Annotated in this window: 17 protein-coding genes; 4 read left to right on the forward strand and 13 right to left on the reverse strand. The window is 63.3% G+C overall.

What is annotated here, in order from left to right:
* Positions 1 to 33 precede the first annotated feature (33 nt).
* Together xerA and H7U32_RS03305 are read left to right on the forward strand one after the other, a co-directional pair.
* Entirely contained in the window at positions 34 to 987 is a 954-nt protein-coding gene (xerA, locus tag H7U32_RS03300; RefSeq protein WP_204468175.1) for a site-specific tyrosine recombinase/integron integrase, read from the forward strand.
* Positions 984 to 1,529: a restriction endonuclease subunit S gene (locus H7U32_RS03305; RefSeq protein ID WP_204468037.1), complete on the forward strand. Its 546-nt coding sequence runs from the start codon at positions 984 to 986 to the stop codon at positions 1,527 to 1,529. Before xerA ends, H7U32_RS03305 begins: the two co-directional genes overlap by 4 nt.
* On the opposite strand, the gene H7U32_RS03310 is transcribed toward H7U32_RS03305, so the two are convergent.
* The 4 genes from H7U32_RS03310 to H7U32_RS11775 all read right to left on the reverse strand — a co-directional run bounded on the left by H7U32_RS03310 (position 1,495) and on the right by H7U32_RS11775 (position 7,927).
* The gene (locus H7U32_RS03310) at positions 1,495 to 2,733 is read right to left on the reverse strand and encodes a restriction endonuclease subunit S (RefSeq protein WP_204468039.1); all 1,239 of its coding nucleotides are present in this window, start codon (positions 2,731 to 2,733) and stop codon (positions 1,495 to 1,497) included. The two genes, H7U32_RS03305 and H7U32_RS03310, sit on opposite strands and share 35 nt — an antisense overlap.
* Positions 2,723 to 4,237: a type I restriction-modification system subunit M gene (locus H7U32_RS03315; RefSeq protein ID WP_204468041.1), complete on the reverse strand. Its 1,515-nt coding sequence runs from the start codon at positions 4,235 to 4,237 to the stop codon at positions 2,723 to 2,725. The genes H7U32_RS03310 and H7U32_RS03315 overlap by 11 nt, the downstream gene beginning before the upstream one ends.
* Positions 4,238 to 4,255: 18 nt before the next feature.
* A complete protein-coding gene (locus tag H7U32_RS03320; RefSeq protein ID WP_204468177.1) occupies positions 4,256 to 7,303 on the reverse strand; it encodes a type I restriction endonuclease subunit R in 3,048 nt (1,015 codons plus the stop codon).
* Between the two features lie 270 nt (positions 7,304 to 7,573).
* Positions 7,574 to 7,927, reverse strand: coding sequence for a DUF6364 family protein (locus H7U32_RS11775; RefSeq protein ID WP_369122466.1), 354 nt, complete (start codon positions 7,925 to 7,927; stop codon positions 7,574 to 7,576).
* Positions 7,928 to 8,061: 134 nt separating this feature from the next.
* Between H7U32_RS11775 and H7U32_RS03325 the strand changes: the two genes are divergently transcribed.
* Complete coding sequence (locus tag H7U32_RS03325; protein ID WP_204468043.1) at positions 8,062 to 9,315, forward strand: ATP-binding protein; 1,254 nt, start codon at positions 8,062 to 8,064, stop codon at positions 9,313 to 9,315.
* A 128-nt stretch (positions 9,316 to 9,443) separates the two neighbouring features.
* Positions 9,444 to 9,629 carry a hypothetical protein gene (locus tag H7U32_RS03330; RefSeq protein ID WP_204468045.1) on the forward strand — a complete coding sequence of 62 codons (186 nt, stop codon included), beginning with the start codon at positions 9,444 to 9,446 and terminating at the stop codon, positions 9,627 to 9,629.
* A 58-nt stretch (positions 9,630 to 9,687) separates the two neighbouring features.
* Here H7U32_RS03330 and H7U32_RS03335 read toward each other — a convergent pair whose 3' ends face one another.
* The 9 genes from H7U32_RS03335 to gltB all read right to left on the reverse strand — a co-directional run bounded on the left by H7U32_RS03335 (position 9,688) and on the right by gltB (position 24,244).
* Complete coding sequence (locus H7U32_RS03335; protein WP_204468047.1) at positions 9,688 to 10,449, reverse strand: carboxymuconolactone decarboxylase family protein; 762 nt, start codon at positions 10,447 to 10,449, stop codon at positions 9,688 to 9,690.
* Positions 10,450 to 10,687: 238 nt separating this feature from the next.
* Positions 10,688 to 12,595 carry an ABC transporter ATP-binding protein gene (locus H7U32_RS03340; RefSeq protein ID WP_204468049.1) on the reverse strand — a complete coding sequence of 636 codons (1,908 nt, stop codon included), beginning with the start codon at positions 12,593 to 12,595 and terminating at the stop codon, positions 10,688 to 10,690.
* 35 nt (positions 12,596 to 12,630) lie between these two features.
* A complete protein-coding gene (locus H7U32_RS03345; RefSeq protein ID WP_204468051.1) occupies positions 12,631 to 14,361 on the reverse strand; it encodes an ABC transporter ATP-binding protein in 1,731 nt (576 codons plus the stop codon).
* Positions 14,362 to 14,419: 58 nt separating this feature from the next.
* Complete coding sequence (locus H7U32_RS03350) at positions 14,420 to 15,181, reverse strand: TetR/AcrR family transcriptional regulator (RefSeq protein WP_204468053.1); 762 nt, start codon at positions 15,179 to 15,181, stop codon at positions 14,420 to 14,422.
* A 97-nt stretch (positions 15,182 to 15,278) separates the two neighbouring features.
* A complete protein-coding gene (locus H7U32_RS03355; RefSeq protein ID WP_204468055.1) occupies positions 15,279 to 16,124 on the reverse strand; it encodes an ABC transporter ATP-binding protein in 846 nt (281 codons plus the stop codon).
* 77 nt (positions 16,125 to 16,201) lie between these two features.
* Positions 16,202 to 17,446 carry a glycogen synthase gene (glgA, locus tag H7U32_RS03360; RefSeq protein WP_204468056.1) on the reverse strand — a complete coding sequence of 415 codons (1,245 nt, stop codon included), beginning with the start codon at positions 17,444 to 17,446 and terminating at the stop codon, positions 16,202 to 16,204.
* Between the two features lie 149 nt (positions 17,447 to 17,595).
* On the reverse strand, positions 17,596 to 18,063 hold the full coding sequence (locus tag H7U32_RS03365) for a tripartite tricarboxylate transporter TctB family protein (protein WP_204468058.1): 468 nt from the start codon (positions 18,061 to 18,063) through the stop codon (positions 17,596 to 17,598).
* A gap of 75 nt (positions 18,064 to 18,138) precedes the next feature.
* Positions 18,139 to 19,671 (reverse strand): glutamate synthase subunit beta, encoded by a 1,533-nt coding sequence (locus tag H7U32_RS03370; protein ID WP_204468060.1) that lies wholly within the window; start codon positions 19,669 to 19,671, stop codon positions 18,139 to 18,141.
* Position 19,672: 1 nt separating this feature from the next.
* The gene (gltB, locus tag H7U32_RS03375) at positions 19,673 to 24,244 is read right to left on the reverse strand and encodes a glutamate synthase large subunit (RefSeq protein WP_204468061.1); all 4,572 of its coding nucleotides are present in this window, start codon (positions 24,242 to 24,244) and stop codon (positions 19,673 to 19,675) included.
* Positions 24,245 to 24,316 lie beyond the last annotated feature (72 nt).

Below are 24,316 nucleotides of genomic sequence, written 5' to 3' on the forward strand. Positions count from 1 at the left end.
GGTTTCATCACCCCAGTCAGAAAGGACTTCACGATGGAGCCAGCCATCAACAGCATCCTCGCCAGAATGCAGCCTCTGCTCAGCTATTCCCAGCTCAAAGCGCTCAAGCAGGTCCTTGCAAGCGAACTTGCCCCGAGCGCGCCGGAAGAACCCGACCTATTGTCGCTCTTTCTCACTGCCAAAGAGGTGGAAGGCTGTTCGCCCCGTACCATCACCTACTACGAGAGCACCATCCAGCACATGGCATCATCGCTGGCCAAACCCTTCACCCAGATTGAGAGCGGCGACCTCCGCCGCTACCTCGCCGACTATGAAGAAAGCCATGCAGCCGGCAAAGTCACCATCGACAACATCCGCCGCATTCTGTCGAGTTTCTTCGCGTGGCTTGAGAATGAGGATTACATCGTCAAAAGCCCCGTGCGCCGCATTCGGCGCGTGAAAACCGCTGTCACCACGAAGGAGGTACTCAGCGATGAGGACCTGGAAACCTTGCGCGACAGCTGCTCCACACCCCGAGATCTCGCACTCATCGATCTGCTTGCCTCCACAGGCATGCGTGTTGGCGAGCTCGTTCGCCTCAACCGTGATGACATCAATATGCACGAACGCGAATGCATCGTCACCGGAAAGGGCAACAAGCAACGCCCCGTCTACTTCGACGCCCGCGCCAAGCTTCATCTGCAGACCTACCTTGCAGACCGCGCTGACACCTCGCCTGCACTCTTCGTCTCCTTCGGCAAAGCAGCCACCCGCCTCTCCATCGGAAGCGTGGAGACACGGCTGCGTAACCTCGGACGCTCCTGTGGCGTGCCCAACGTGCACCCGCACAAGTTCCGCCGCACGCTCGCCACGCATGCCATCGACAAAGGTATGCCGGTAGAGCAGGTGCAGAAACTCCTCGGGCATGCAAGAATAGACACGACCATGCACTACGCCATGGTCGATCAGAACAACGTGAAGGCCTCGCATAGGAAGTACTTGGAATGAGCAAAAGAGCCCTGTTGGAGGATATTGCTGACATTCAGACCGGACCTTTCGGCAGTCAATTGCACAGCAGTGATTATGCCGATACTGGCACTCCCATAGTCACCGTTGAGCATCTGGGGACACGGCGCTTTACGAACCAAAATCTTCCTTTACTAAATGGCAAAGATGCAGCGCGTTTGAAGAAATACTCCATGCTTGAAGGTGATACTATCTTCAGCCGTGTAGGCGCCGTTGACAGATGCTCGTATGTCAGCAAGAAAGAGAAGGGCTGGTTGTTTTCTGGTCGATGCCTGAGAGTACGTCCTAAACCTTGTACTAACGGTCTGTTCCTCTATTACTATCTCTCATCGCAATATGTAAAACGCTTTATCCGAGGCATCGCCGTCGGTGCAACGATGCCTTCGATCAACACATCTTTGCTTGGAGAAGTACCTGTAGTCCTTCCATCGCTTGAACAGCAAGCAAAGATTGCCTCATTGCTGGCATCGATAGACGATAAGATCGAGGTCAATCAACGTACAAATGATTATTTGGCAGCGTAGGCAGCTCGACCTTTGAGACGTCAATCTCGCCCGACATAAGTTTGGGGAGCAGAGCGTCACGAAGAGAGGATAGACGTCTGTTCTCAAGAGAGTGATTCAGAATCTCCTCCATTGCAGGCTGCGCAAAGATTGCAAAGCGAACCGCTTGGTCAGAAGAGGGTACTCTCAATCGATATGTCTCTATATCTCCTGCAGAAACACGTTGACGACCGCTCGACCCGTTCATATGATTTGTGGCATAGCTAACGAATGCTCGGCTGCGCGCAAGGAAATAAAAGAATTCTGCCGGAAGCAATCCCTCACTCGCCAATACGATGTACTCTGTAGATCCAAAAGCAACTTCCCCCTCGTCAAGGAAATTGATGTAGGCAGTCTTGCCGTTCTCAAGACATGGAGTAATCCTTGCCAGAATAGTATCGCCATTCATAAACTTCATTCCGCCGTTATATGCTTTTCTGCACCAATCGTTTGGGAATGCTCCCCTGGTCGACAGGTTGGACATCTCCACACAACGAGCTAAAGAGCCTTTAGACAGGCGTCGCTTGGGATTCACCGCTGCCACATCGGATAGCTGTATCACTTCGTTTGTGTGATCATTCTGAATGTCATCAAAGAGAGCTTGGCAGCATCTCTCCAAATAATCATTTGTACGCTGGTTGAGGGCCATTTTGCGCTGTATCGGCTGAAGGGTTTCCAAGACTTGTGCTTGGTAGGAAACTGGCGGCAGCTCAATACTGAGCTTTTTGAACGTTGAGGTAGGACGACTAAGGGCCGGGACTCCCGTTTGCGTCGTGTTGCTGAGCAGCTTCCACTGACCAAGTGGTGTGTGGAAGTAATAGACTAGGTATTCAGGAAGAATCTTATTCTGATTGCACTTAACGCGAAATTGACTTTGCGAGATGATGTAGTTCGCGTACTGAGAATCGTTCGGAATGTAGGCAATCTGACCGAGAGTCCCTCGATGAGTAACAACGACATCCCCACGTGACGCCAGGGCATTCCCCAGACTCTTGGCCTTTTCTGGCGTGACGTAGCGAAGCGCCTTATCGTTGGTGCTAAAACCAGTCAAATTAGAACCGTTGAAAACCGGTATACCCTCAGACACAAAGCAGTTCGTTTTGATGTTTGAGCCAAACGGACCCATCGCAATGTCGGTTATGACATCCTCGACTGCTGTTTCAACGAATCGGACCTCACATCCCATACCCGATTGCCTCCAGATTTTTCTTGATCTGCTCCTGCAGACGGTTGGACTCCTCGAAGCATTTCTCGAGCTCGCCGGTCAGACGCTTCATCTTCTCCGCGAATGGCTCGCCATCGTCCTCGACCTCGGCGAAGCCCACGTAGCGCCCAGGCGTCAGGATGTAGTCTTGCTTGGCAATGTCCTCTGTGGAGACAGCGGCGCTGAAACCTTTCTCCTCCTCGAGGTCGCCCTTGCGGAACGCGTCGAACGCGCCTGCGACCTTGGCGATATCCTCCTCAGTGAACTCACGCAGCTTGCGACTCACCATGGTGCCCATCTCGCGCGCATCGATGAACAACGTGTGCCCCGGCCGTGCCTTCCTGCGGTTCAGAATCCAGAGGCACGCTGGAATCTGCGTGCTGTAGAACAGCTGCCCAGGCATGGCGACAATGCCCTCCACCAAGTCGTCGTCCACGATGGCGCGGCGGATGTCGCCCTCGCCGCTTGGCTGGCTGGAAAGTGATCCGTTGGCGAGCACCAGCCCGATTCGTCCGTTGGCGTTGAGATGCCAGATCATGTGCTGCATCCATGCGAAGTTCGCGTTGCCAGTGGGCGGAATGCCGTACTTCCATCGCACGTCGTCCTTCAGCTTGTCGCCACCCCAGTCCTTGAGGTTGAACGGCGGGTTCGCCAGGATGAAGTCGAACTTCTCGGTCTTGTGCAGATCGTTAAAGAAAGTATCGGCGTTGCTGGCACCCAGATCAGCATCGATGCCGCGAATGGCGAGGTTCATGGTCGCCATCTTCCACGTTGTCGGATTGCTTTCCTGCCCATACACCGACAGATCGGAGATGTTTCCCTGATGACGCTCCACGAACTTCGCCGACTGAACAAACATGCCGCCGGAACCGCAGCATGGGTCGTAGACACGTCCATGGTAAGGTTCGATGATTTCCACCAGCGTCTTCACGACGCATGCCGGCGTGTAGAACTCTCCGGCGTTCCTGCCTTCGGCTTCGGCGAACTTCTGCAGGCAGTATTCGTAAGTCCGGCCCAGGATGTCACGGCTATCGCCTTTGTCGGCCATCTTCACATTCGTGAACAGGTCCACCACTTCACCCAAGCGACGCTTATCAAGCTCCTGCCGTGCAAAGTTCTTGGGCAGGATGTTCTTGAGCTTGTCGTTCTCCGCTTCGATCAGACGCATGGCCTCGTCGATGACTTTGCCGATTTCGGGTGTATGGGCTGCGGCGGCAATGGTGCTCCATCGTGCGCCCTCCGGGACGAAGAAGATATTCTTATAGGCGTACTCGTCACGGTCTTCCTCAAAGCCTTCTCCTTCGTCCACAAGCTCCTGATGGCGCTGCTCGAACTTGTCGGAAAGGTATTTGAGAAAGATCAGGCCGAGTACCACATTCTTGTATTCAGAAGCGTCGATGCTACCGCGAAGCTTGTCCGCGGCTTTCCAGATCTGTTCCTCGAAGCCGATTTCAGCGGTGTTGTCGGCAGCTTTCTTCCTTGCCACTGCACAATCTCCTCTTCATCATCCCTGAATCTTGGTGTCAGCCCACAGCTCGCACTGCTTCATAACAGTATCCATGGCATCCTCGACGCCTTCGGGTGGATACTTGTATTTGCGTAGCAATCGTTTGATAGCCCGCCGCATGCCGGCACGGGCGCTTTCCTTCTTCTGCCAGTCAATTGTCGCGTTCCGCTGCATGGCATCGGTCAGCTCCCTGGCAATGGCCACAAGCTGGTCATTCGTGTAGAAGTCCTTCACTGCCTGCGGTCTGGTGATGGCGTCATAGAAGGCCATCTCCTCATCATTCAGGCCAAGTTCGCGGGCATCGGCACGATCCTTCATGATGTCGTTGGCCATGGCGATGAGTTCTTCGATGACCTGCGCATTGGTCAGCATGCCATTGAGATACGCGTTCAGCGTACTTTGCAGCAGCTCACTGAACTTCTTCGCCTTGACTACGCTCGTACGCTGGTAGGCTCGCACCTGCTCCTTGATAAGCCGCTTGAGCGCCTCGACGGCGATGTTCTTCTCCTTCATGCCGGCGATTTCCTTCAGAAAGGCATCGTTGAAGAGGGAGATCTCCATGCTGTCTTTCTCGAACAGGTTGATGACGCCATCCGCATGCACGGTCTGCTCAAGAATGTCGCTGACGCGCTTGTTGAATTCCGCGTAGGTCATGCTTTTGCCACCACTGGGCTGACGTCCGGTGAGACGAAGCACCTGCACGCGCAGTACGGACAGATAGGCAGCCTCGTGCTGGTCAGACTCCGAAACCAGACTCTTGCACAGGCTCAATGCCTGATTCATCAGCTGGCATTGCTTGAGGAAGTTTTCGGTATCCTCGCGGCGCTCCGGAGCGAGCAGCCAGTCTGTACCGGAGGCAATGGCGTCGGCGAGTGTCTCCCGCTTGCCGGTGAAGATGAGTTTGCGGTAATCGAAACCGTACATGAGATCACGGCAAACGCTGAGCTTTTCCAGGAACTTGGGATAGGCCGTAGCGGCGATATCCATATTCCCGTAGTTGTGCCGGTCGCGGTTCGTGTAATCCTTCATCGCTCGCTTGAGTGCGTTGGCAATGCCGATGTAGTCGACGACCAAGCCGCCTTCCTTGCCTCTGCACACGCGATTAACACGGGCGATGGCCTGCATGAGGTTGTGCCCCTTCATTGGCTTGAACACATACATGGTAGCAAGGCTGGGCACGTCAAACCCGGTAAGCCACATATCCACGACGATGGCAATCTTGAGCGGATTATTGTTGTCCTTGAACTTGCGCTCCATCTCCTTCTTGTGCTTGGTACCGCCGCAGACCTTAAACCAGTCCTCGGGATCCTGATTCGACAGAGTCATCACCACGCCGATCTTCTCCGTCCAGCCGGGTCGGAGTTCGAGGATCCTGTGGTATATCTTTATGGCCATAGAGCGGCTGTACGCCACAACGAGCGCTTTGCCGGCGAGGACATCGGCGCGATTGTTCTCATAATGCTCCACAATGTCACGGCACAGCGCATCGATGGTTTCAGGCGTATCGAAAATGGCGTCAAGACTGCCCAGGTCGTGCTTGGACTTCTCCACACTCGCCTCGTCGGCTTGGTCGGCGAACTCCTTATAGGCCTCGTCGATGCGGCCAAGGGCATTCTCGTCCAGATGAAGAGCGACCACACGACTCTCGTAATAGACCGGCTTGGTCGACTCGTCCTCGACGGATTGCGTCATGTCGTATACATCGATGTAGTCACCGAAGATCTCACGGGTGTTGCGGTCATCCGTGGAGATGGGCGTGCCGGTGAATCCGATATACGAGGCGTGCGGCAAAGCGTCGCGGACCATACGAGCAGCGCCGACAGACACCTTGCCTTGTGCATCAATCGTCTCAGTAAGGCCATACTGGCCACGGTGCGCCTCATCGACCATCACGATGACATTGCTTCGATCGCACAATGGCTCATCGCCTTCGGAGAATTTCTGCATCGTGGTGAAGATGATGCCGTTTGCTTCACGCCCTTCCAGCAACTCACGCAGATGCTGACGGCTCTCTGCCTGGACCGCCTTCTGGCGGAGGAATCCCGCACATCGGCTGAATTGGCCGAACAGCTGGTCATCAAGGTCGTTGCGATCGGTGATGACCACGATGGTGGGGTTGGTCAGCGTCTGCTGCAGCAGATGGGCGAAGAACACCATGGACAGAGACTTCCCGCTGCCCTGCGTATGCCAGAAGACGCCGATCTTGCCATCTCCTGCGACAGCCTCTTCCGTACGGACGATGGCCTTTCGTACGGCAAAGTACTGATGATATGCGGCGACGATCTTCACGATTCTCTCGGACGTGTCATTGAAGCAGACAAAGTTCTCGATGATATCGAGCAGCCGTGCTTTCGGCAGCATGCCATCGAGCATGGTACGCCATGTGGCGTTCTCCGTCTCCGAATAGTCACCGTCCGTCGATTTCCACGCGGTGTATCGATCCTCATCCGCGGTGATGGTGCCCACCCGCGTCTCAGCCATGTCGCTCATCACACAGAACACATTCGGCACAAACATGCTCGGAATCTGCTTCATGTACTGACGCAACTGCTTGTAGGCGTCGGAAGCATCCGTCTCCTCACGCGATGGAGACTTTAGTTCGAAAATCACCAACGGCATGCCATTGACGAAAATGACCAGATCCGGCCGTTTCTCGGAATATTCCACGAAGGTCCACTGATTGACAACATGGAAAACGTTGTTCTCAGGATTCTTGAAGTCAAGCAATCGAACGATATCGTCACGCTCCTGCCTGCCATCAAAGAAACGCACCTCGACACCCGACTGTAGGTACTCATTGAATATCTCATTGCGCTGTGCAAGGCTACCGCCTTCCACGTTTTTAATCCTGAGGATCGCTTCATCGATTGCAGCAGCCGGCAGTACCGGATTGATACGCGCCAATGCTTCAGGCAACACATCTGGAAGAAAGACATCTCGGTATTCGGTAGATGTACGACGAACATCCGGCCCATATAGATGTTCGTATCCCAAAGCGGTTTCCAGATGCTCGATGATGGTCTGTTCGTACCAGTCTTCGTTCATGGACATCAGCGAAGCTGTGAAGGATTCAACCCCAAACTTGGTCATCATGCATTCCTCGCATTCCATTCAATGATTAACAGCGTACCGTATCCGCACTGCTCACCGTTCATATGAGGGACATCCCGGCAGGCATATGACCTATTCCGAATCGACATCCGCAGCAATCGACCAAAGTACGTGTTCAGAACCGCCAACTTCATCGAAGAAGAGACGCTGTCATCCGCACGGCACCGCATTGCCGACGTCCTTTTCTCCGACGAGCGGCGAGCCTCATGCGTACTTGCCCTCCAGATGATGCCTGCAATCGCGTTCGCCATACGGCCCCTTCGCAATGCCCATAAGCGCCTCAACAGCCGAGATGTGCTCGGACGGTTCGGCTGACCTCTCCAATGAGGATAGAAAGGAATCGACCAGTGAGGACAGACTTGTGCCATTGCTTTCGGCATACCGTTTGCCACAAGCGACGGCTCTTTCACTGACACTCAGCGTCAGTTTCCTGAGACCCGGCATGACAACCTTCCCTAACGTATGACTTATCGATAATGATACGTATCTCGCGCGGTCGTCTCGCCTCTGTACGACGCCCGCTCCACGTGAACGTGTCGCGGATGGGAGCGGTAGCATCACCGTGCGCCCCGACTAGATCACTTCCGAAGTTTTCCGATTATAACCCGATAAACTGCTCTCTCTAGCAAAGTTTATCGGGTTATAATCGGAATTGTCGCCTCTCGGGCTGTCGCACGGAAGGAGCCAAAGCCATGTCCTCGCCGACCATCGTCCCCAGACCGGATGTAGTCGACCACATCCTGCCGTATATCGACGCCCCGCTGGTCAAGGTCCTCACCGGCGTGCGACGTTGCGGCAAGTCCACGGTGCTGGCGATGGTCATGGACGAGCTCCGCAGCCGCGGCGTGCCCAATGACCACATCATTCGCTACAACTTCGACTCGCTGGAATTCGACGACCTGAAGACAGCGCGGGCACTGTATGGCGCGATCCGCGAGCGCGTCGCGCCCCGTGCGGCGGATTCGGCCACCACCTATCTGTTTCTCGACGAGATCCAGGAGGTGGAGGACTGGGAGAGGGTCGTCAACTCGCTCATGGCCGACTTCGACGTGGACATCTACGTCACCGGATCGAACTCGCGCATGATGTCCTCGGAGATCTCCACGCATCTGACCGGTCGCTATGTCACGTTCCGCGTGTTTCCGCTGTCGTTCCGAGAATTCCTCGCCTTCCGGCGTGCGGCGGGCGAGAACGCGGAGGAAGGCGCCGGCGACACCCGCCGGGCGTTGGCGGACTATCTCAGGCGGGGCGGTTTCCCGGCCACCGCGCTCGGCGGGTTCTCCGTTGAGGAGATCTATGCCATCGTCCGCGACATCTACAACTCCACCATTTTCACCGATATCGTGCGGCGCAACCAAATCCGCAAAGTGGATCAGCTGGAGCGCATCGTCAGATACACCTTCGACAACGTCGGCCGCACTTTCTCCGCCGCGGCGATTGCCAAATACCTCAAGAGCCAGCGTCGTGCCATCGACGAGGAGACCGTGTACAGCTACCTCGACAAGCTGGAGCGGGCATACATCCTGCACCGTTGCCGCCGGTACGACCTTGCCGGCAAGGAGATCCTCAAGACACAGGAGAAGTACTATCTGGCCGACACGTCGCTGCGGTACGCGGTGCTGGGGTACGATCCGGACAGCGTGGCCGCCATGCTGGAGAACCTCGTCTACCTGGAGTTACTGCGCCGCGGCTGGGAGGTGTTCGTCGGCAAGGTGGGCGATGCGGAGATCGATTTCGTCGCCACCCGTCGGGAGCGCAGGATGTATCTGCAGGTCTCGCAGGCCATTGGCTCGGCACAGACCGAGGAGCGGGAGTACGGACGTCTTCTCGCCATCCGTGACAGCCACCCCAAGTACGTGCTCAGGACCGACGACTTCGCCGCCGGCGGCCACGACGGCATCCGCACGATGCACGTCGCCGATTTCCTGCTCTCCGACGAGTGGTGAGCTTCAACAGTGGCACACCTCCAGGTTCCACCGCCTTTACGAGCCGCACAAGCATAGGGATTGCGCGATTACTCAGACATTCCCCCTGCGAGTATTCTGGTGAGAACCAGTGAGGGGAATCGATGACAATGGCGGATCCACTTGAAGTGCCGGACCAGCTAGTCTCCATCGGTGATTTCGGCGCGGGCAAAGCCTCCAGCGTCTTCGCCCGCGCCGAGCATGCGCCGGTGTTCGTGGTCAAGCACAACGTGCCCCAATACGTGGTGATGGACCTGCAGGATATCGACAACGCCCCGGAGCCTGACATCGAATGACGTGGAACATCGAATTCCTTCCCGAGGCGGACGAGGCCATTGCGCATGGCCGCGTCGCTCAGCCTTCGGCCTTGTCGAGGCAGGCCAGGGCGTTGAGCGTGCGCGGGTAGCCGATGTACGGCAGGATCTGCGAGAACACGGCGACCATGAAGGCGCGGTCGTTGCCCACCCGCCGGTTCGCCTGGAGGTGGCTGACCAGCTGCGGCTCGCAGCCGCCCTGCGCCGCCAGATAACAGGCGGTGATCATCTCGCGTTCGCGCAGCGACAGCCCGCCGCGCGTGTAGTAGTCGCCGAAACAGTTGCGCACAAGCCAGCCGTGGATGTGCCGGGTCTCCTCCGGCCCGGCTTCGGCGAACCCGCGCATGTGCTCGCCGAAGCATGCGCACTGCGCCCGCTCCCCGGCCTCCCCGCGGTTTTCCGGCGTCACGGTGCCCTGCGGCTCCAGCGGCGTGGCGACGCCGCGTTCGTGGAGCGCCTCGTTCGCCGCCCTGAGGAACGGCAGTGCGCGGCCGAAGCCGAGGTAGGCGCATCCCTGGTACACGACCTCCTTGAGCTGGATGGGCGTCATGCCGGAGTCGAGCGCCACCGTGGCCATCATCGCGAAGGCGTCGGCGCCCTGGCATCCCATCAGGGCCGCCAGGATTGCCATCGAGCGCCGCGCGTCCGTCAGGTCCGGATGGTTGGCGGCCGGCTCGTCCACGACCTCGCGGTAGGCGAAGGCGGAGAACAGGTCCATGAACTCCGGGTCGGATTCGGCGAGCGTCTGGCTGCCGTCCGCGAACAGGCCGCCCTTGCCGGCGTCCTTCTTGCCCCATGCCATCGTTCGGATCTCCTTCCTGCATGCCGCGGCCCGCATGGCCGCGCCCGCATCCCATGGTACGGCGCCCCGCTCCCCCGCGCCAATGCCGCGGTCCGCATCCCGGCCATGCGCCCCGGGCATGGCCGCGGCACAACCCTCTTCCGCAACGGCAAGGGCCGTCGTTCCCGGAAAAGGATTCCGGGAACGACGGCCCTGGTCCGCGCGCGGTCTGCGCGCGCGTCCGTCCCGTCGGACGGGCTCAGTCCTCGTCGATGGCGCCGCCGTTGGCGAACTGGCTGTTGTACAGGTCGGCGTAGGCGCCGCCCTTGGCGAGCAGTTCGTCGTGGGTGCCCTGCTCCACAATGGAGCCGTGGTTGACCACGAGGATGAGGTCGGCGTCGCGAATCGTGGAGAGACGGTGCGCGATCACGAAGCTCGTGCGGCCCTTCCTCAGCTCGTTCATCGCGTTCTGGACCAGCACCTCGGTGCGGGTGTCCACCGAGGAGGTGGCCTCGTCGAGGATCAGGATGTCCGGGTCGGAGAGGAACGCGCGGCAGATGGTCATGAGCTGGCGTTCGCCCTGGCTCAGTTCGCTGGTCTCGTCGTTCAGCTCGGTGTCGTAGCCCTGGGGCAGACGGCGCACGAACTCGTCCACGTGGGTGGCGCGGGCGCCTTCGAGCATGCGTTCCTCGGAGATCGTCTTGCCTTCGCGCACGCCGTAGACCAGGTTGTCGCGGATCGTGCCGTCGAACAGCCAGGTGTCCTGCAGCACCATGCCGAAGTGGCTGCGCAGGTCGTGGCGGGACATCTCGCGCGTGTTCACGCCGTCGATGGTGATGGCGCCGCCCTGGATCTCGTAGAAGCGCATGAGCAGGTTGACCAGCGTGGTCTTGCCGGCGCCGGTGGGGCCCACGATGGCGACGGTCTGGCCGGGCTTGGCGGTCAGCGAAAGGTCCTCGATAAGCGGTTCGGCCGGGTCGTAGCTGAACTTGACGTGGTCGAACTTCACCAGGCCCTTGACGTCCTCGATGTCCTTGGTGTGCGCCGGATCCGGCTCCTCCTCGGGCTCGTCGAGGAACTCGAAGATGCGTTCGGCGGAGGCCAGGGAGCTCTGCAGAATCGTGGCCATGGAGCTCAGCTGGCCGAGCGGCTGCGAAAGCTGGCGCGAGTACTGGGTGAAGGCCTGCAGGTCGCCCAGGCTCATCTGGCCGGAGAGCACCTTGAGGCCGCCGACCACGACCACGATCACGAAGTTCAGGTTGGAGAAGAACATCGTGGCCGGCTGGTTGAGGCCGGCGATGAACTGCGCGTTGAACGCCGAATGGTACAGCTCGGCGTTGCGGCGCTCGAACTCCTGCTTGGTCTGCTCCTCCTGACCGTAGGCGCGCACCACCATGTGGCCGGTGAACATCTCCTCGACGTGGCTGTTGACCTCGCCGGTGGCGGTCCACTGGCGGAAGAAGAACGGCTGCGACTTGCGGATGATGATGTAGGCGACCAGGAGCATCACCGGGATCACGATGAGCGAGACAAGCGTGAGCACCGGGGAGATGGTGAGCATCATCACGACGACGCCGATGATGGTGAACACGGCGAACACGAACTCGCCGAGCACCTGCTGCAGCGTCTGGCCGATGTTGTCCACGTCGTTGGTGGTGCGGCTCATCACCTCGCCGCGCGGCACGCGGTCGAAGTAGTTCAGGGGCAGGCGGTCGAGCTTGTCCTCGATCTGCCGGCGCATGCGGTAGACGGCGTTGGTCACCAGGCGGGTCATCGTCCAGCCCTGCAGCCAGCGCAGCAGCACGGTGCCGAGGAACACGCAGCCCGTGATGCCGAGGATGACCGCCACCTTGCCGAAGTCGACGCCGGAGCCGGGGTGGATGTCCATCGAGGAGACCATGCCGGTCATGGAGTCCAGTCCATGCTGCTTCATCATCTCGATGATCTGGTCCTTGGGCATGTCCGCGGGGATGCCCATCGCCCCGAGCATCTTGGAGATGATGCCCTCGAACAGCGCGTTCGTGGCCTGGCCCATGATCTTCGGGCCGAGCACCATGCAGACGGTGGCCAGGGTGGCGGCCAACACCACGAGGACGCACCTGAGCTTGTCCTCCAGGATGTAGCCGACCATTCGCTTGAGCGTGTGGCTGCGGGGCTTCTTGGTCATCGGAGCGGATTTCGCTGAAACTGCGCGGGGCATGGTCAGTCCTCCTCCTCGTTCTTGAGCTGGGAATCGGCGATCTCACGGTAGGTGGGGCAGCCGCGCATGAGCTCGTCATGCGTGCCCTTGCCCACCACGCGCCCGTTGTCCAGGACGAGGATCTGGTCGGCGTCCATGACGGTGGAGATGCGCTGGGCGACGATGATCACCGCGGACTGGCGGGTGATCGGCTTGAGCGCGTCGCGCAGCCTGCGGTCGGTCGCGAAGTCGAGCGCGGAGAAGGAGTCGTCGAAGGTGAAGATCTTCGGGGCGCGCATGATGGCGCGCGCGATGCACAGGCGCTGGCGCTGGCCGCCGGAGAAGTTCGTGCCGCCCTGGGCCACCGGGGCGTCCAGGCCTTGCGGATCCTCGCGGATGAAGCCGTCGGACTGCGCGATCTCAAGCGCCTTCCACATCTGCGCCTCGTCGGCGTTCGGATCGCCGAAGCGCAGGTTGGAGGCGACGGTGCCGGAGAACAGCAGCGCCTTCTGGGGCACGGGGCCGAAGAGCTGGGCCAGGCGGTGCGGGTCGTATTCGCGCACGTCGTGTCCGTCGACGAGTACGCGCCCGTCGGTCACGTCGAACATGCGCTGGGCCAGACGGATGATCGTGGACTTGCCGGAACCGGTGGCGCCGATGATGGCGGTGGTCTGGCCGGGGCGCACGGTGAAGCTCACGTCGTCGAGCACCGGGTCGTCGGCGCCCGGGTAGCGGAAGCTCACGTGGTCGAAGGTGACCTCGCCCTTCGGGTCGGCCGGCTCGTAGGGGTGCTCGGGCGCGGTGATGGACGGCTCGGTGTCGCGCACCTCGTTGATGCGCTTGGCGGAGACCATGGCGCGCGGGGCCATGACCATCATCATGGCGGCCATCATCAGGGAGGTGAGGATCATCATGAGGTACATGATGAAGGCCTGCAGCGAGCCGATTTCCATGCCGCCGGCGTCGATGCGCTTGCCGCCGAACCACATGATCGCGATGTTCGACAGGTTAATGATGAACATCATGAGCGGCATCATCAGGCTCATGAGGCGGCCGACGGACAGCATGGTGCGGTACAGGTTGTCGTTGCCGCCCTTGAAGCGCTCCGCCTCGGTCTTCTCGCGGGTGAACGCGCGGATCACGCGCACGCCGGTGATCTGCTCGCGCACGATCCTGTTGAGCGCGTCGAGGCGTCGCTGCAGCTCGCCGAACAGCGGGCCCATGCGGCCCATAAGCAGGCCCATGACCACGACGATGACCGGCAGGATGACGACGAGCGAGGCGGTCAGCGGCACATCCTGCTTGAGGGCGAGCGCGATGCCGCCTAGGAACATGATCGGCGCCTGGAGCACGATCATGAAGCCCTGGAAGAACATCATCTGCACCTGCTGGGCGTCGTTGGTGGCGCGCGTGATCAGGGAGCCGGCGGAGAAGCGCTCGACCTCCTGCAGCGAGAATCCCTCGACGGCGTTGAAGTAGTCGCGGCGCAGCTGGTAGCCGATGCGCATGGCCAGGCGGGACGAGAGGTACGCGGCGACGATGGCGGCGATCACCTGCACGACGGCGAAGCCGAGCATGATGGCGCCGTAGCGGTAGATCTCGTTCTTGTCGCCCGAGGCCACGCCTTTGTTGATGATGTCGGCGTTGAGGTTCGGCAGGTACAGGTTGAGGATCGCCTGGACGACCTGGAACAGGACCAGCGCGGCGACCTGCAGCTTGTAGGGCCTCAGGTATTCCTTCATGATGCGGAACATCCGGTGCCGTACTCCTTTCTTGATGGATGGGTTGGGTGGACGTATGCGCGCCGCCGGATCAGGCGGCGGGCGGGACGGCGATGCCGTGCACGACGATGTCGGCGGCCCTCTCGGGGGTGATGCCGAAGTCGTGGTAGCGCCGGCCGAGCGCGAGCGCCGTGGCGGTACTCTGGATGAAGGCCACGGCCTCGTCGGGGTCGATGCGCAGCCGGTCCGCGTAGGGTGCGAGCAGGCCGCGGCATCCGTCGACGAACTGGCCGAGGGCCCCCATGTACAGGTGCTGGATGCGGCGCATCTCGGGGCGTGACGATTCGCGCAGGCTGCGCGCCTTGGACGCCTCCGTGGACCGCAGGAAGCGGTGGAGGATGCCCATCATCCCCGCCCAGGTGTCGATGCGGTCGGCGATCACGGCGATGTACCGGGCGATGCGTTCGGTGAGCCGGGCGGCGAGGTCCTCCCCCGCCGTGCCGTCGGAGGCGTCGAGGCCGAGCTCCTCCTTCCACGAGTCGTCGAGCGCGAGGCGTTCGAGACGGTGGGTGAAGGCGGCGACGAGAAGTTCCTCCTTGCTGCCGAACACGCGGAACAGCGTGCCTTCGGCGACGCCGGAGAGGCGGGCCAGTTCCTTGGTGGTCAGGTCCATCTCGGCGTCGACGACCGCATCCTCGACCGCCGTGATGATGGCCTCGCGACGGCGTTCGCTGGTCATCGCCGCGGCGCGCCGGCGTCGGGGCTGGGCCGCGGCCGCGCCGGAGGCGGCGGTCGCGCCGGCCGGGTCGGTCGGGGAGGTCGGGTCGGTCGTGGGCATGGTCGGTGTGGTCACGGCCGGCCAGTGTAACACGAGTGAGTGAGCACTCACTCATTTAGCTCGTAGAAAAAACGCCCTTGGCTTCCAAGGGCGTTTTCTCAGACCGCGCCGCTCAGCGGGCGAAAGCAGCCCAGCGGCCGTGGTCGTGGGTGACGGCCAAGTCGAGGCCGAAGACGGCGGAGAGCCGCTCCTCGGTGAAGCCGTGCTCCAGGTCGCCGGTGTACACGATGGTGCCGGGTGCGGGGTCGCGCCCGGCCACATTGGCGGCGTACGCGTCGGATTCCGACCCGGTGAGCCGACCCATGATGGCGACATGGTCGAAGCCGGCGGGGATCTCCTCGAGCCGGTGGGTGACCAGCACGACGGTGCGGTCCGCATCCTCGCGGCCGATGCGGCTCAGCGCGCGCAGCGCCAGCTCGCGGCCTCCCAGGTCGAGGCCGGTGGTCGGCTCGTCGAGGATGAGCAGGTCGGGGTCGGCCATGAGGGCGCGGCAGATGAGCACGCGCGTGCGCTCCCCCTCGGAGAGCTTGAACATCTGCTTGCCCTCCAGGTAGGCGATGCCGAACTGCTCCATGAGGCCGCGGGCCTTGGCGTAGTCGGCTTCAGTATACGTGTCGCGCCAGCGGCCGGTGGTGGCGGTCAGCGCGGTGACGACCGCGTCGAGCGGGTCCTCCGCCCCGGGGAAGGCGCGCGCCAGCTCCGCCGAACTCAGACCGATGCGGTTGCGGTAGGAGAACACGTCCACCTTGCCCAGACGGTTGCCGAGGATGTCCACGGTGCCGCAGGAGGGGTGGCCGCGCGTGGCCATCATGGCCACCAGGGAGGATTTGCCGATGCCGTTGGGGCCGAACAGCACCCACTTCTCCCCCCGTTTGACGTCGAGGTTGACGTCGGTGAGGATCACGCGCCGGCTGCGGCGGAACTCCACCCCGGTCAGCGTCAGTGCGGATGCGGTCATGGCATGGTCCTCCTTCGTATCGGCGGTGTTCATATGATGCCTCCCGCCGGAGGCTGGTCCAGCGGGAGGCGGCCCGGCTACTTGGCCTCGTCGATCACGGACTGGTACACGGCCACGGTCCGGTCGGCGATGGTCTCCCAGCTGAACTTGTCGCGGGCGCGCTCGTAGCCGGCCTGGCCCATGGCCTTGGCGCGCTCGGGATCGGCCATGACGCGGTTGATCGCGTCGGCCATGTCGTGCACGAACTTGTCCGGGTCCGTGGGCGTGCCGGTGCCGTCGTGCAGCTGGTCGATCGGCACCAGGTAGCCGGTCTCGCCGTCGACGACGACCTCGGGGATGCCGCCGGTGGCGGAGGCGACGACGGGCAGGCCGCAGGCCATGGCCTCGAGGTTCACGATGCCCAGCGGCTCGTAGATGGACGGGCAGATGAACGCGTCGCAGCCGTGCTCCAGCGCGTTGAGCTCCGGCTTGGGCAGCATCTCCTCGATCCAGATGATGTTGCCGCGCTCGGCGTCCAGCTTGGCGAAGGCGCCCTTGACCTCCTCCATGATCTCCGGCGTGTCCGGAGCGCCGGCGCACAGCACCACCTGCACGCCCGGGTCCACGAAGTGCAGCGCCTTGAGCAGGTAGGGCAGGCCCTTCTGGCGGGTGATACGGCCGACGAACAGCAGCGTGGGCTTGGAGCGGTCGATGTGGTAGCGATCGAACACGCCCCAGGCCGGGTCGTCTTCGGCAGGGGTGGCGAACTCGCTCATCGTGATGCCGTTGTGCACCACGACCACCTTGTCCGGGTCCACGTTCGGGTAGGCGGTGAGGATGTCCTCCCGCATGCCGGCGGACACGGCGATGATGCGGTCGGCGTGCTCATAGGCCTCTCGCTCGGCCCAGCTGGACAACTCGTAGCCGCCGCCGAGCTGCTCGCGCTTCCACGGGCGGAACGGCTCCAGGGAGTGGGCGGTGATGACCAGCGGCGTGCCGTGGAGCATCTTGGCCAGGTAGCCGGCCAGGCAGGCGTACCAGGTGTGCGCGTGGATGATGTCCGCGTCCACGTCGTTGGCGATCTGAAGATCCACGCCGAAGGTCCTCAGGGCCGGGTTGGCGTCCTTGAGCTCGGCGGGGGTGCCGTAGCCCTTGAGCGCGAGGCTTCCCTTCGGGGCGTCGCCGGGGATGGCGGGCACGTCGGCGGGGGTGCGCGGACCGTCGAACGCGCGCACGGTCACGTCCACACGTTCGGCGAGCACCTTGGAAAGCTCCTCGGCGTGCACGCCGGCGCCGCCGTACACCTTGGGCGGGTATTCGCGGGTCAGGATGTCAACCTTCATTGGTCCACCTCATTCATTGGATCTTCGGCATTCGGATGGTGTCATGTCCAACTTTAGGCCATCGGAACACGAAACGGCGTGCGACCCGCACACGTTTCGTGTGCGGGTCGCACGCCGTTATGCTCCGTAACGCCCCGGCGCGGCGCCGGTCAGACCGCGGTGCCGTTCTGGTCGAGGTTGGGGTTGTGCTTCGGATCGCCCGCGGTGAAGAACAGGGAGAGCACACCCACGATGAACACGCCGGCCACGGTCCACACCAGCCACATCGGCCGGGTGGGCAGCCACATGACCACCAGGAAGGCGATTGCCGCCAGGATGATGAGCGTCCAGCTGCCGACGCGCGCCCACTGGCGGGCGGAATGCGGCGCCTTGAGCAGCTTCGGGTTCGAGTAGTTCGGGTTCGTGGTCAGCGTGGCGTCCGCCTCCTCGACGGGGCCGCCGCTGGGCTTCCACGCGCCCTCGGTGTCCGTACCCTCCTGCAGGCGGATGGACTTCTGCTGCAGGCTCCACTCGTCGACCATGCCGCCGCGGCCACGGCCGCGGGTCTGGTCGTACTGGGCGGGGATGCCCTTGCGGGCGCGCTTAGCTTCGGCGCGGCGCTCTGCGCGGTTCGGCATGGTGAAGACTCCTTCGCGAACGAAAACGGTGGGTTCTGCGCATGAGTGTAGCGCAGGACCCACCGAAACCGCGGCTCAGCGCGGCAACGCCATCGGACGGGCGGAGGCCTTGATCGGGGCGGGCAGCTCGGTGGCGCCGGTCAGATACCGGTCCACGGCGGCGGCGCAGGCGCGGCCTTCGGCGATGGCCCACACGACCAGGCTCTGGCCACGGCCGGCGTCACCGGCCACGAACACGCCGTCCTGGCTGGTGGCGTAGGAGTCGTCGCGGGCCACGTTGCCGCGGCCGTCAAGGTCGACGGGCAGCTGCTCGCCCAGCGTCGTGGTGTCGGGGTGGAGGAAGCCGACCGAGATGAGCACCAGGTCGGCCGGGATCACGCGTTCGGTGCCGGGCTGGCGGGTGAACGGGCCGTCCTCGCCAGGGGCCACGTCCACGATTCTCAGGCCGGTGACGTGCCCGTGCCCGTCGGCGACGAAGCCGGCGGCGGTGGCCGACTCCTCCACCGTCACCTTGGCCTGCTCCTCCTCGGAGCCAACGAAGTTGACGGAGTCGGTGTTGTACAGGTACTCGCCGCCCTCCTCCATCGAGGAGGTCTTCTGGTAGGTGCGCGCGAAGGTCGGCCACGGCTGGTTGTCCGGCCGCTCGGCGGGCTCCTTGGGCATGATCTGGAGCACGGTCACGCTCTTGGCGCCCTGGCGGATCGCGGTGCCCAGGCAGTCGGAGCCGGTGTCGCCGCCGCCGATGACGACCACATGCTTGTCCTTGGCGTCGATGCCGTGCTCGACGGGCACGCCATACACGCGGCGGGTGGCGTCGGGCAGATAGTCGAGCGCGAAGTGGATGCCGTCGAGCTCGCGCCCGGGCAGCTTCATGTCGCGCGGCACGCGCGAGCCGATGGCGACAACCACCGCGTCGTAGCGGGAGCGCAGCTCGTCCCAGGTGATGTCGGTGCCGATCTCCACGTTGGTGCGGAAGCGGGTGCCCTCGGCCTCCATCTGCTCGACGCGGCGGTCGAGCAGGCGCTTGTCGAGCTTGAAGTTGGGGATGCCGTAGCGCATGAGGCCGCCGATGGCGTCGTCACGCTCGTAGACGACCACGGTGTGCCCGGCGCGGGTGAGCTGCTGGGCGCAGGCCAGGCCGGCGGGGCCGGAGCCGACCACGGCGACGGTCTGGTCGGTCAGGCGCTGCGGCGGCATCGGCTGCACATAGTCGAGGTCCCAGGCCTGGTCGATGATCGTGCACTCGTCGTTCTTGATCATCGTGGGCGGCTGGTGGATGCCAAGCACGCACGCCTGCTCGCACAGGGCGGGGCAGATGCGGCCGGTCACCTCGGGGAAGTTGTTCGTCAGGCTCAGGCGGTTGTACGCGTCCTCCCAACGCTCCTGGCGCACCAGGTCGTTGAACTCGGGGATGAGGTTGCCCAGCGGGCAGCCGGTCATGCAGAACGGGGTGCCGCAGTCCATGCAGCGGGCCGCCTGCTCGCGCGTCCACGGCTGCAGGCCGGATTCGGCGTGCACGTCGAGCCAGTCCTTGATGCGTTCGGCCACGGGGCGCTCGGCCAGCTCGCGGCGGGTGCGGACTTTCAGGAATCCTCTCGGGTCGCCCATCTCAGCGCGCTCCTTCCATCACTCGTTCGTAGGTCTCTTCCCAGACTCCGGGTTCGTTGAAGTCGACGTGGTTGGCCTCGGCCTGGCGCATCGCCTCGGTCATCGCCACGTACTGGCGCGGCACCAGGTGGGTGAAGCGCCCGGCCGCGTCCCGCCAGTCGGCGAGCAGGCCGGCCGCGAAAGCGGAGCCGGTCTCCTCGGCGTGGCGCTTGACCAGCGCCTTGACGATGGCCTCGTGACGCTCGTCGAGCGGCTCGGTGATGAGCGCGCCGGTGCTCACGGCGGAGGGGTTGACCTTGGCCATGTCGAGGTCGAGCACGTAGGCGTCGCCGCCGGAGAAGCCGGCGCCGAAGTTGCGCCCGGTGGGGCCGAGCACGACGACGGTGCCGCCGGTCATGTACTCGCAGCCGTGGTCGCCCACGCCCTCGACGACGAACGTGGCGCCGCCGTTGCGCACGGCGAAGCGTTCGCCCGCCTTGCCGGCGACGAACATCTCGCCGGAGGTGGCGCCGAAGCCGGTGACATTGCCGGCGATCACGTTCGTGTGCGTGTCGTAGGGCACGCCCTCGGCGGGACGGACCACCATGCGGCCGCCCGACAGGCCCTTGCCGGCGTAGTCGTTGACCTCGCCGAACACGCGGATGGTCTCGCCCTTGGGGATGAACGCGCCGATGGACTGGCCGCCTGCGCCGTGGAAGGTCATGTCGATCGTGTCGTCCGACAGGCCCTCGGCCCCGTAGCGGCGGGTGATCTCATAGCCGACCATGGTGCCCAGGGTGCGGTTGACGTTGCGGATCGGCATCTCGATGCGCACCGGCTCCTTGTTCTCCAAGGCGGGCTTGGCCAGCTCGATGAGCTTGTTGTCCAGCGCCTTCTCGAGCTCGTGGTTCTGCGCCTCGGTGCAGTGCAGGATGGTGCCGGGCACCGGGCCGGGCTGGGCGAGCACGTTGCTCAGGTCGATGCCATCGGCCTTCCAGCGACTGACGGCCTCGTTCTGGTCGAGGCACTCCACATGGCCGACGGCCTCCTCGAGCGTGCGGAAGCCGAGCTCGGCGAGCAGCTCGCGCACCTCCTGGGCGATGAACATGAAGAAGTTGACCACATGCTCGGGCTTGCCGCGGAACCGGGCCCGCAGCTCCGGGTCCTGCGTGGCGATGCCCTGCGGGCAGGTGTTCTTCTGGCATGCGCGCATCATCACACAGCCTTCGACGATGAGCGCCGCGGTGGCGAAGCCGAATTCCTCGGCGCCGAGCAGGGCGGCGATGACCACGTCGCGGCCGGTCTTGAGCTCGCCGTCGCACTGCACCACAATGCGCGAACGCAGGCCGTTGAGGATGAGCGTCTGCTGCGTCTCGGACAGGCCGATCTCCCACGGCGTGCCGGCGTGCTTGATCGCATTGAGCGGAGCCGCGCCGGTGCCGCCGTCGTAGCCGGAGATAAGCACCACGTCGGCATGGCATTTGGCCACGCCGGCGGCGATGGTGCCCACGCCGAACTCAGAGACCAGCTTGACGTGGACACGCGCCTTGGGGTTGGCCATCTTCGCGTCGTTGATGAGCTGCTTCAGATCCTCGATGGAGTAGATGTCATGGTGGGGCGGCGGGGAGATGAGCTCCACGCCGGGCGTGGAGTGGCGCACCTCGGCGATCCACGGCGGCACCTTGGCGCCGGGCAGATGGCCACCCTCGCCGGGCTTGGCGCCCTGGGCGAGCTTGATCTGCAGGTCGGTGGCGTGCACCAGATAGTCGGAGGTGACACCGAAGCGCGCGGAGGCGATCTGCTTGATACGGCTGACGAGCTCGGGGTCGCGCAGACGCTCCGGGGATTCGCCGCCCTCGCCCGAGTTGGAGCGGGCGCCGATCTGGTTCATCGCCTTGGCGAGCGTCTCATGCGCCTCCAGGGAGATGGAACCGTAGCTCATCGCGCCGGTAGAGAAACGCTTGACGATCTCGCTGGCCGGCTCGACCTCGTCGATCGGGATGGGCTTGCGCGTGTGCTTGAAGCTCATCAGGCCGCGCAGCGTCATCAGGCGGTTCGAGGTGTCGTTGATATGCGCCGAGTACTTCTTGAACATGCCGTAGTCGCCGCGCTGGGTGGACTGCTGCAGCAGGAAGATGGCCTCAGGGTCGTTGAGGTGGTCCTCGCCGGTGCGGCGCCACTTGTACTGGCCGCCGGTGCGAAGGTTACGGTGCGGCGAGGCGGTCCACTGGGTCGGGTAGGCGACGCGGTGGCGGATGGCCACCTCCTCGGCGATCTCGTCGAGGCCGGCGCCGCCGACGCGCGAGGTGGTGCCGGTGAAGTACTCGTCGATGAGCTCCTGCTTGAGGCCCACGGCTTCGAACAGCTGGGCGCCGCGGTAGCTCATGATGGTGGAGACGCCCATCTTGGCCATGATCTTGAGCACGCCGGTGGACAGGGCCTTGGTGAGGTTGCGCACGGCGGTTTTCTCATCGACCGTGACGTAGCCCTGGCGGGAGAGGTCCTCCACGGACTCGAACGCGAGATAGGGGTTCACGCAGGCCGCGCCGTAGGCGATGAGCAGGGCCACATGGTGGATCTCGCGCACATCGCCGGCCTCCACGCCCAGGGAGATCTGGGTGCGGGTGTGGGTCCCGAGCAGGTGGTGCTGCACGGCGGAGGTGAGCAGCAGCGAGGGGATCGGGGCCATGATGTGGTTCGACTCGCGGTCGGAGAGCACGATGAAGTTGCAGCCGTCGGCGATCGCGCGGTCCACCTCGCCGAAGATCTCCTCGAGGCGGGCCTTGAGGGCCTGGCCGCCACCAGCCACCTGGTAGAGGCCCTTGACGACGTACGGCTTGTAGTAGCCGCCGAGCACCTTGGCGCGGTCGAGGCGCTTGAGCTGCGCCATCTCGTCGGAGTCGATGACGGGCAGCGGGATGAGGATCTTCTTGGCGTGCAGCTCGGTGTCCTGCAGGAGGTTCGGCTCGGGGCCGATCGCGGACTCGAGGCAGGTGACGATCTCCTCGCGCTCCCAGTCGAGCGGCGGGTTGGTGACCTGCGCGAACTTCTGGGTGAAGTAGTCGAAGAGCATGCGGCTGTGGCGGCTCAGCGCGGGCAGCGGGGTGTCGTTGCCCATCGAGCCGAGCGGCTCCTTGCCGGTGTTGGCCATCGGCGTGAGGATGATCTTGAGGTCCTCCTCGGTGTAGCCGAAGGCACGCTGACGGCGCTGCACGGACTGGCCGGAGTGGCTCACGTGCTCGCGGGCGGGCAGGTCCTTGAGCTGGACGGTGTTGCCCTCCACCCACTGGCGGTAGGGGTGCTGGGAAGCAAGGGTGCGCTTGATCTCCTCGTCGGGGATGATGCGGCCCTCGGCGGTGTCCACGAGGAACATTTTGCCCGGCTCCAGTCGGCCGTTGGCCTTGACGTGCTCGGGGGCGACCTCGGGCAGCACGCCGGCCTCGGAGGCGAGGACCACAGTGCCGTCGTCGGTGACCATCCAGCGGCCGGGGCGGAAGCCGTTGCGGTCGAGCAGGGCGCCCACCTGGGTGCCGTCGGTGAACACGATGTCCGCCGGGCCGTCCCACGGTTCGATGAGCGTGTTGTTGTACTCGTAGAAGGCACGCACGTCCGGGTCGAGGTCCGGGTTCTTCTCCCAGGCGGGCGGCAGCATCATCGAGATGGCGTGCGGCAGGGAGCGGCCGGCCAGGTGGAGCAGCTCCAGGCATTCGTCGAAGGTGCCGGAGTCGGAGTAGCCGGGGGTGGCGATCGGCAGCAGCGGCTTGAACTCGCCGAGCAGCTCGGAGCTCAGGCGTCCCTCGCGGGCCGACAGCCAGTTGCGGTTGCCCTGGATGGTGTTGATCTCGCCGTTGTGCGCGATGAGGCGGAACGGCTGGGCCAGCGGCCAGCTGGGGAAGGTGTTCGTGGAGAAGCGGGAGTGGACGATGGCGACAACGGCCGTCATGCGCGGATCCGCCAGGTCGGGGAAGAAGGGCTTGAGCTGCATCGTGGTGAGCATGCCCTTGTAGGTGATGGTGCGGGCGGAGAGGGAGGCGAAGTACACGCCCACCTCGTGCTCCACGCGCTTGCGCACGCGGAAGGTGCGCCGGTCGAGTTCGATGCCGGCGAGACGGCGCTCCGGATCGGCGAGCACCAGCGTCTTGAAGGACGGCATCGTGGCGAGGGCCTGCAGTCCCAGGCCGTCCGGGTTGGTGGGCACGGTGCGCCAGGCGAGGGTCTCGAGCCCTTCCTCGGCGGCGATGCGGGCGATGGCCTGCTCCTGCTGGCCGGAGGCGGCGATGTCGCGGTCGAGGAACGCGATGCCGGCGGCGTAGTGGCCGGCCTTGGGCAGTTCCACGCCCACGGTGGCGCGCATGAACTCGTCCGGCATGGACATGAGGATGCCCGCGCCGTCGCCGGTGTTCTCCTCGGCGCCGACCGCGCCGCGGTGGTTGAGGTTGACGAGCACCTCGATGGCATCGTCGATGATCTTGCGCTCGGGGCTCTTGTTGAGGGTGGTGACCATGCCCACGCCACAGGCGTCGTGTTCGGCGCCTGGGTCGTACAGGCCCTGGGGTGTGTGGATCGTCAGATCGAGCGGAGCGTGGAAAGTCACCGAAACCACCTTCAGACTTTGATTTGGGCACGGACCGGGCGGTCCGTGCGGTTCTTTGTGAATGCCCGGGTA

This window comes from Bifidobacterium pullorum subsp. saeculare (genome assembly GCF_016899725.1).
GTDB classification, from domain to species: Bacteria; Actinomycetota; Actinomycetes; order Actinomycetales; family Bifidobacteriaceae; genus Bifidobacterium; species Bifidobacterium pullorum_C.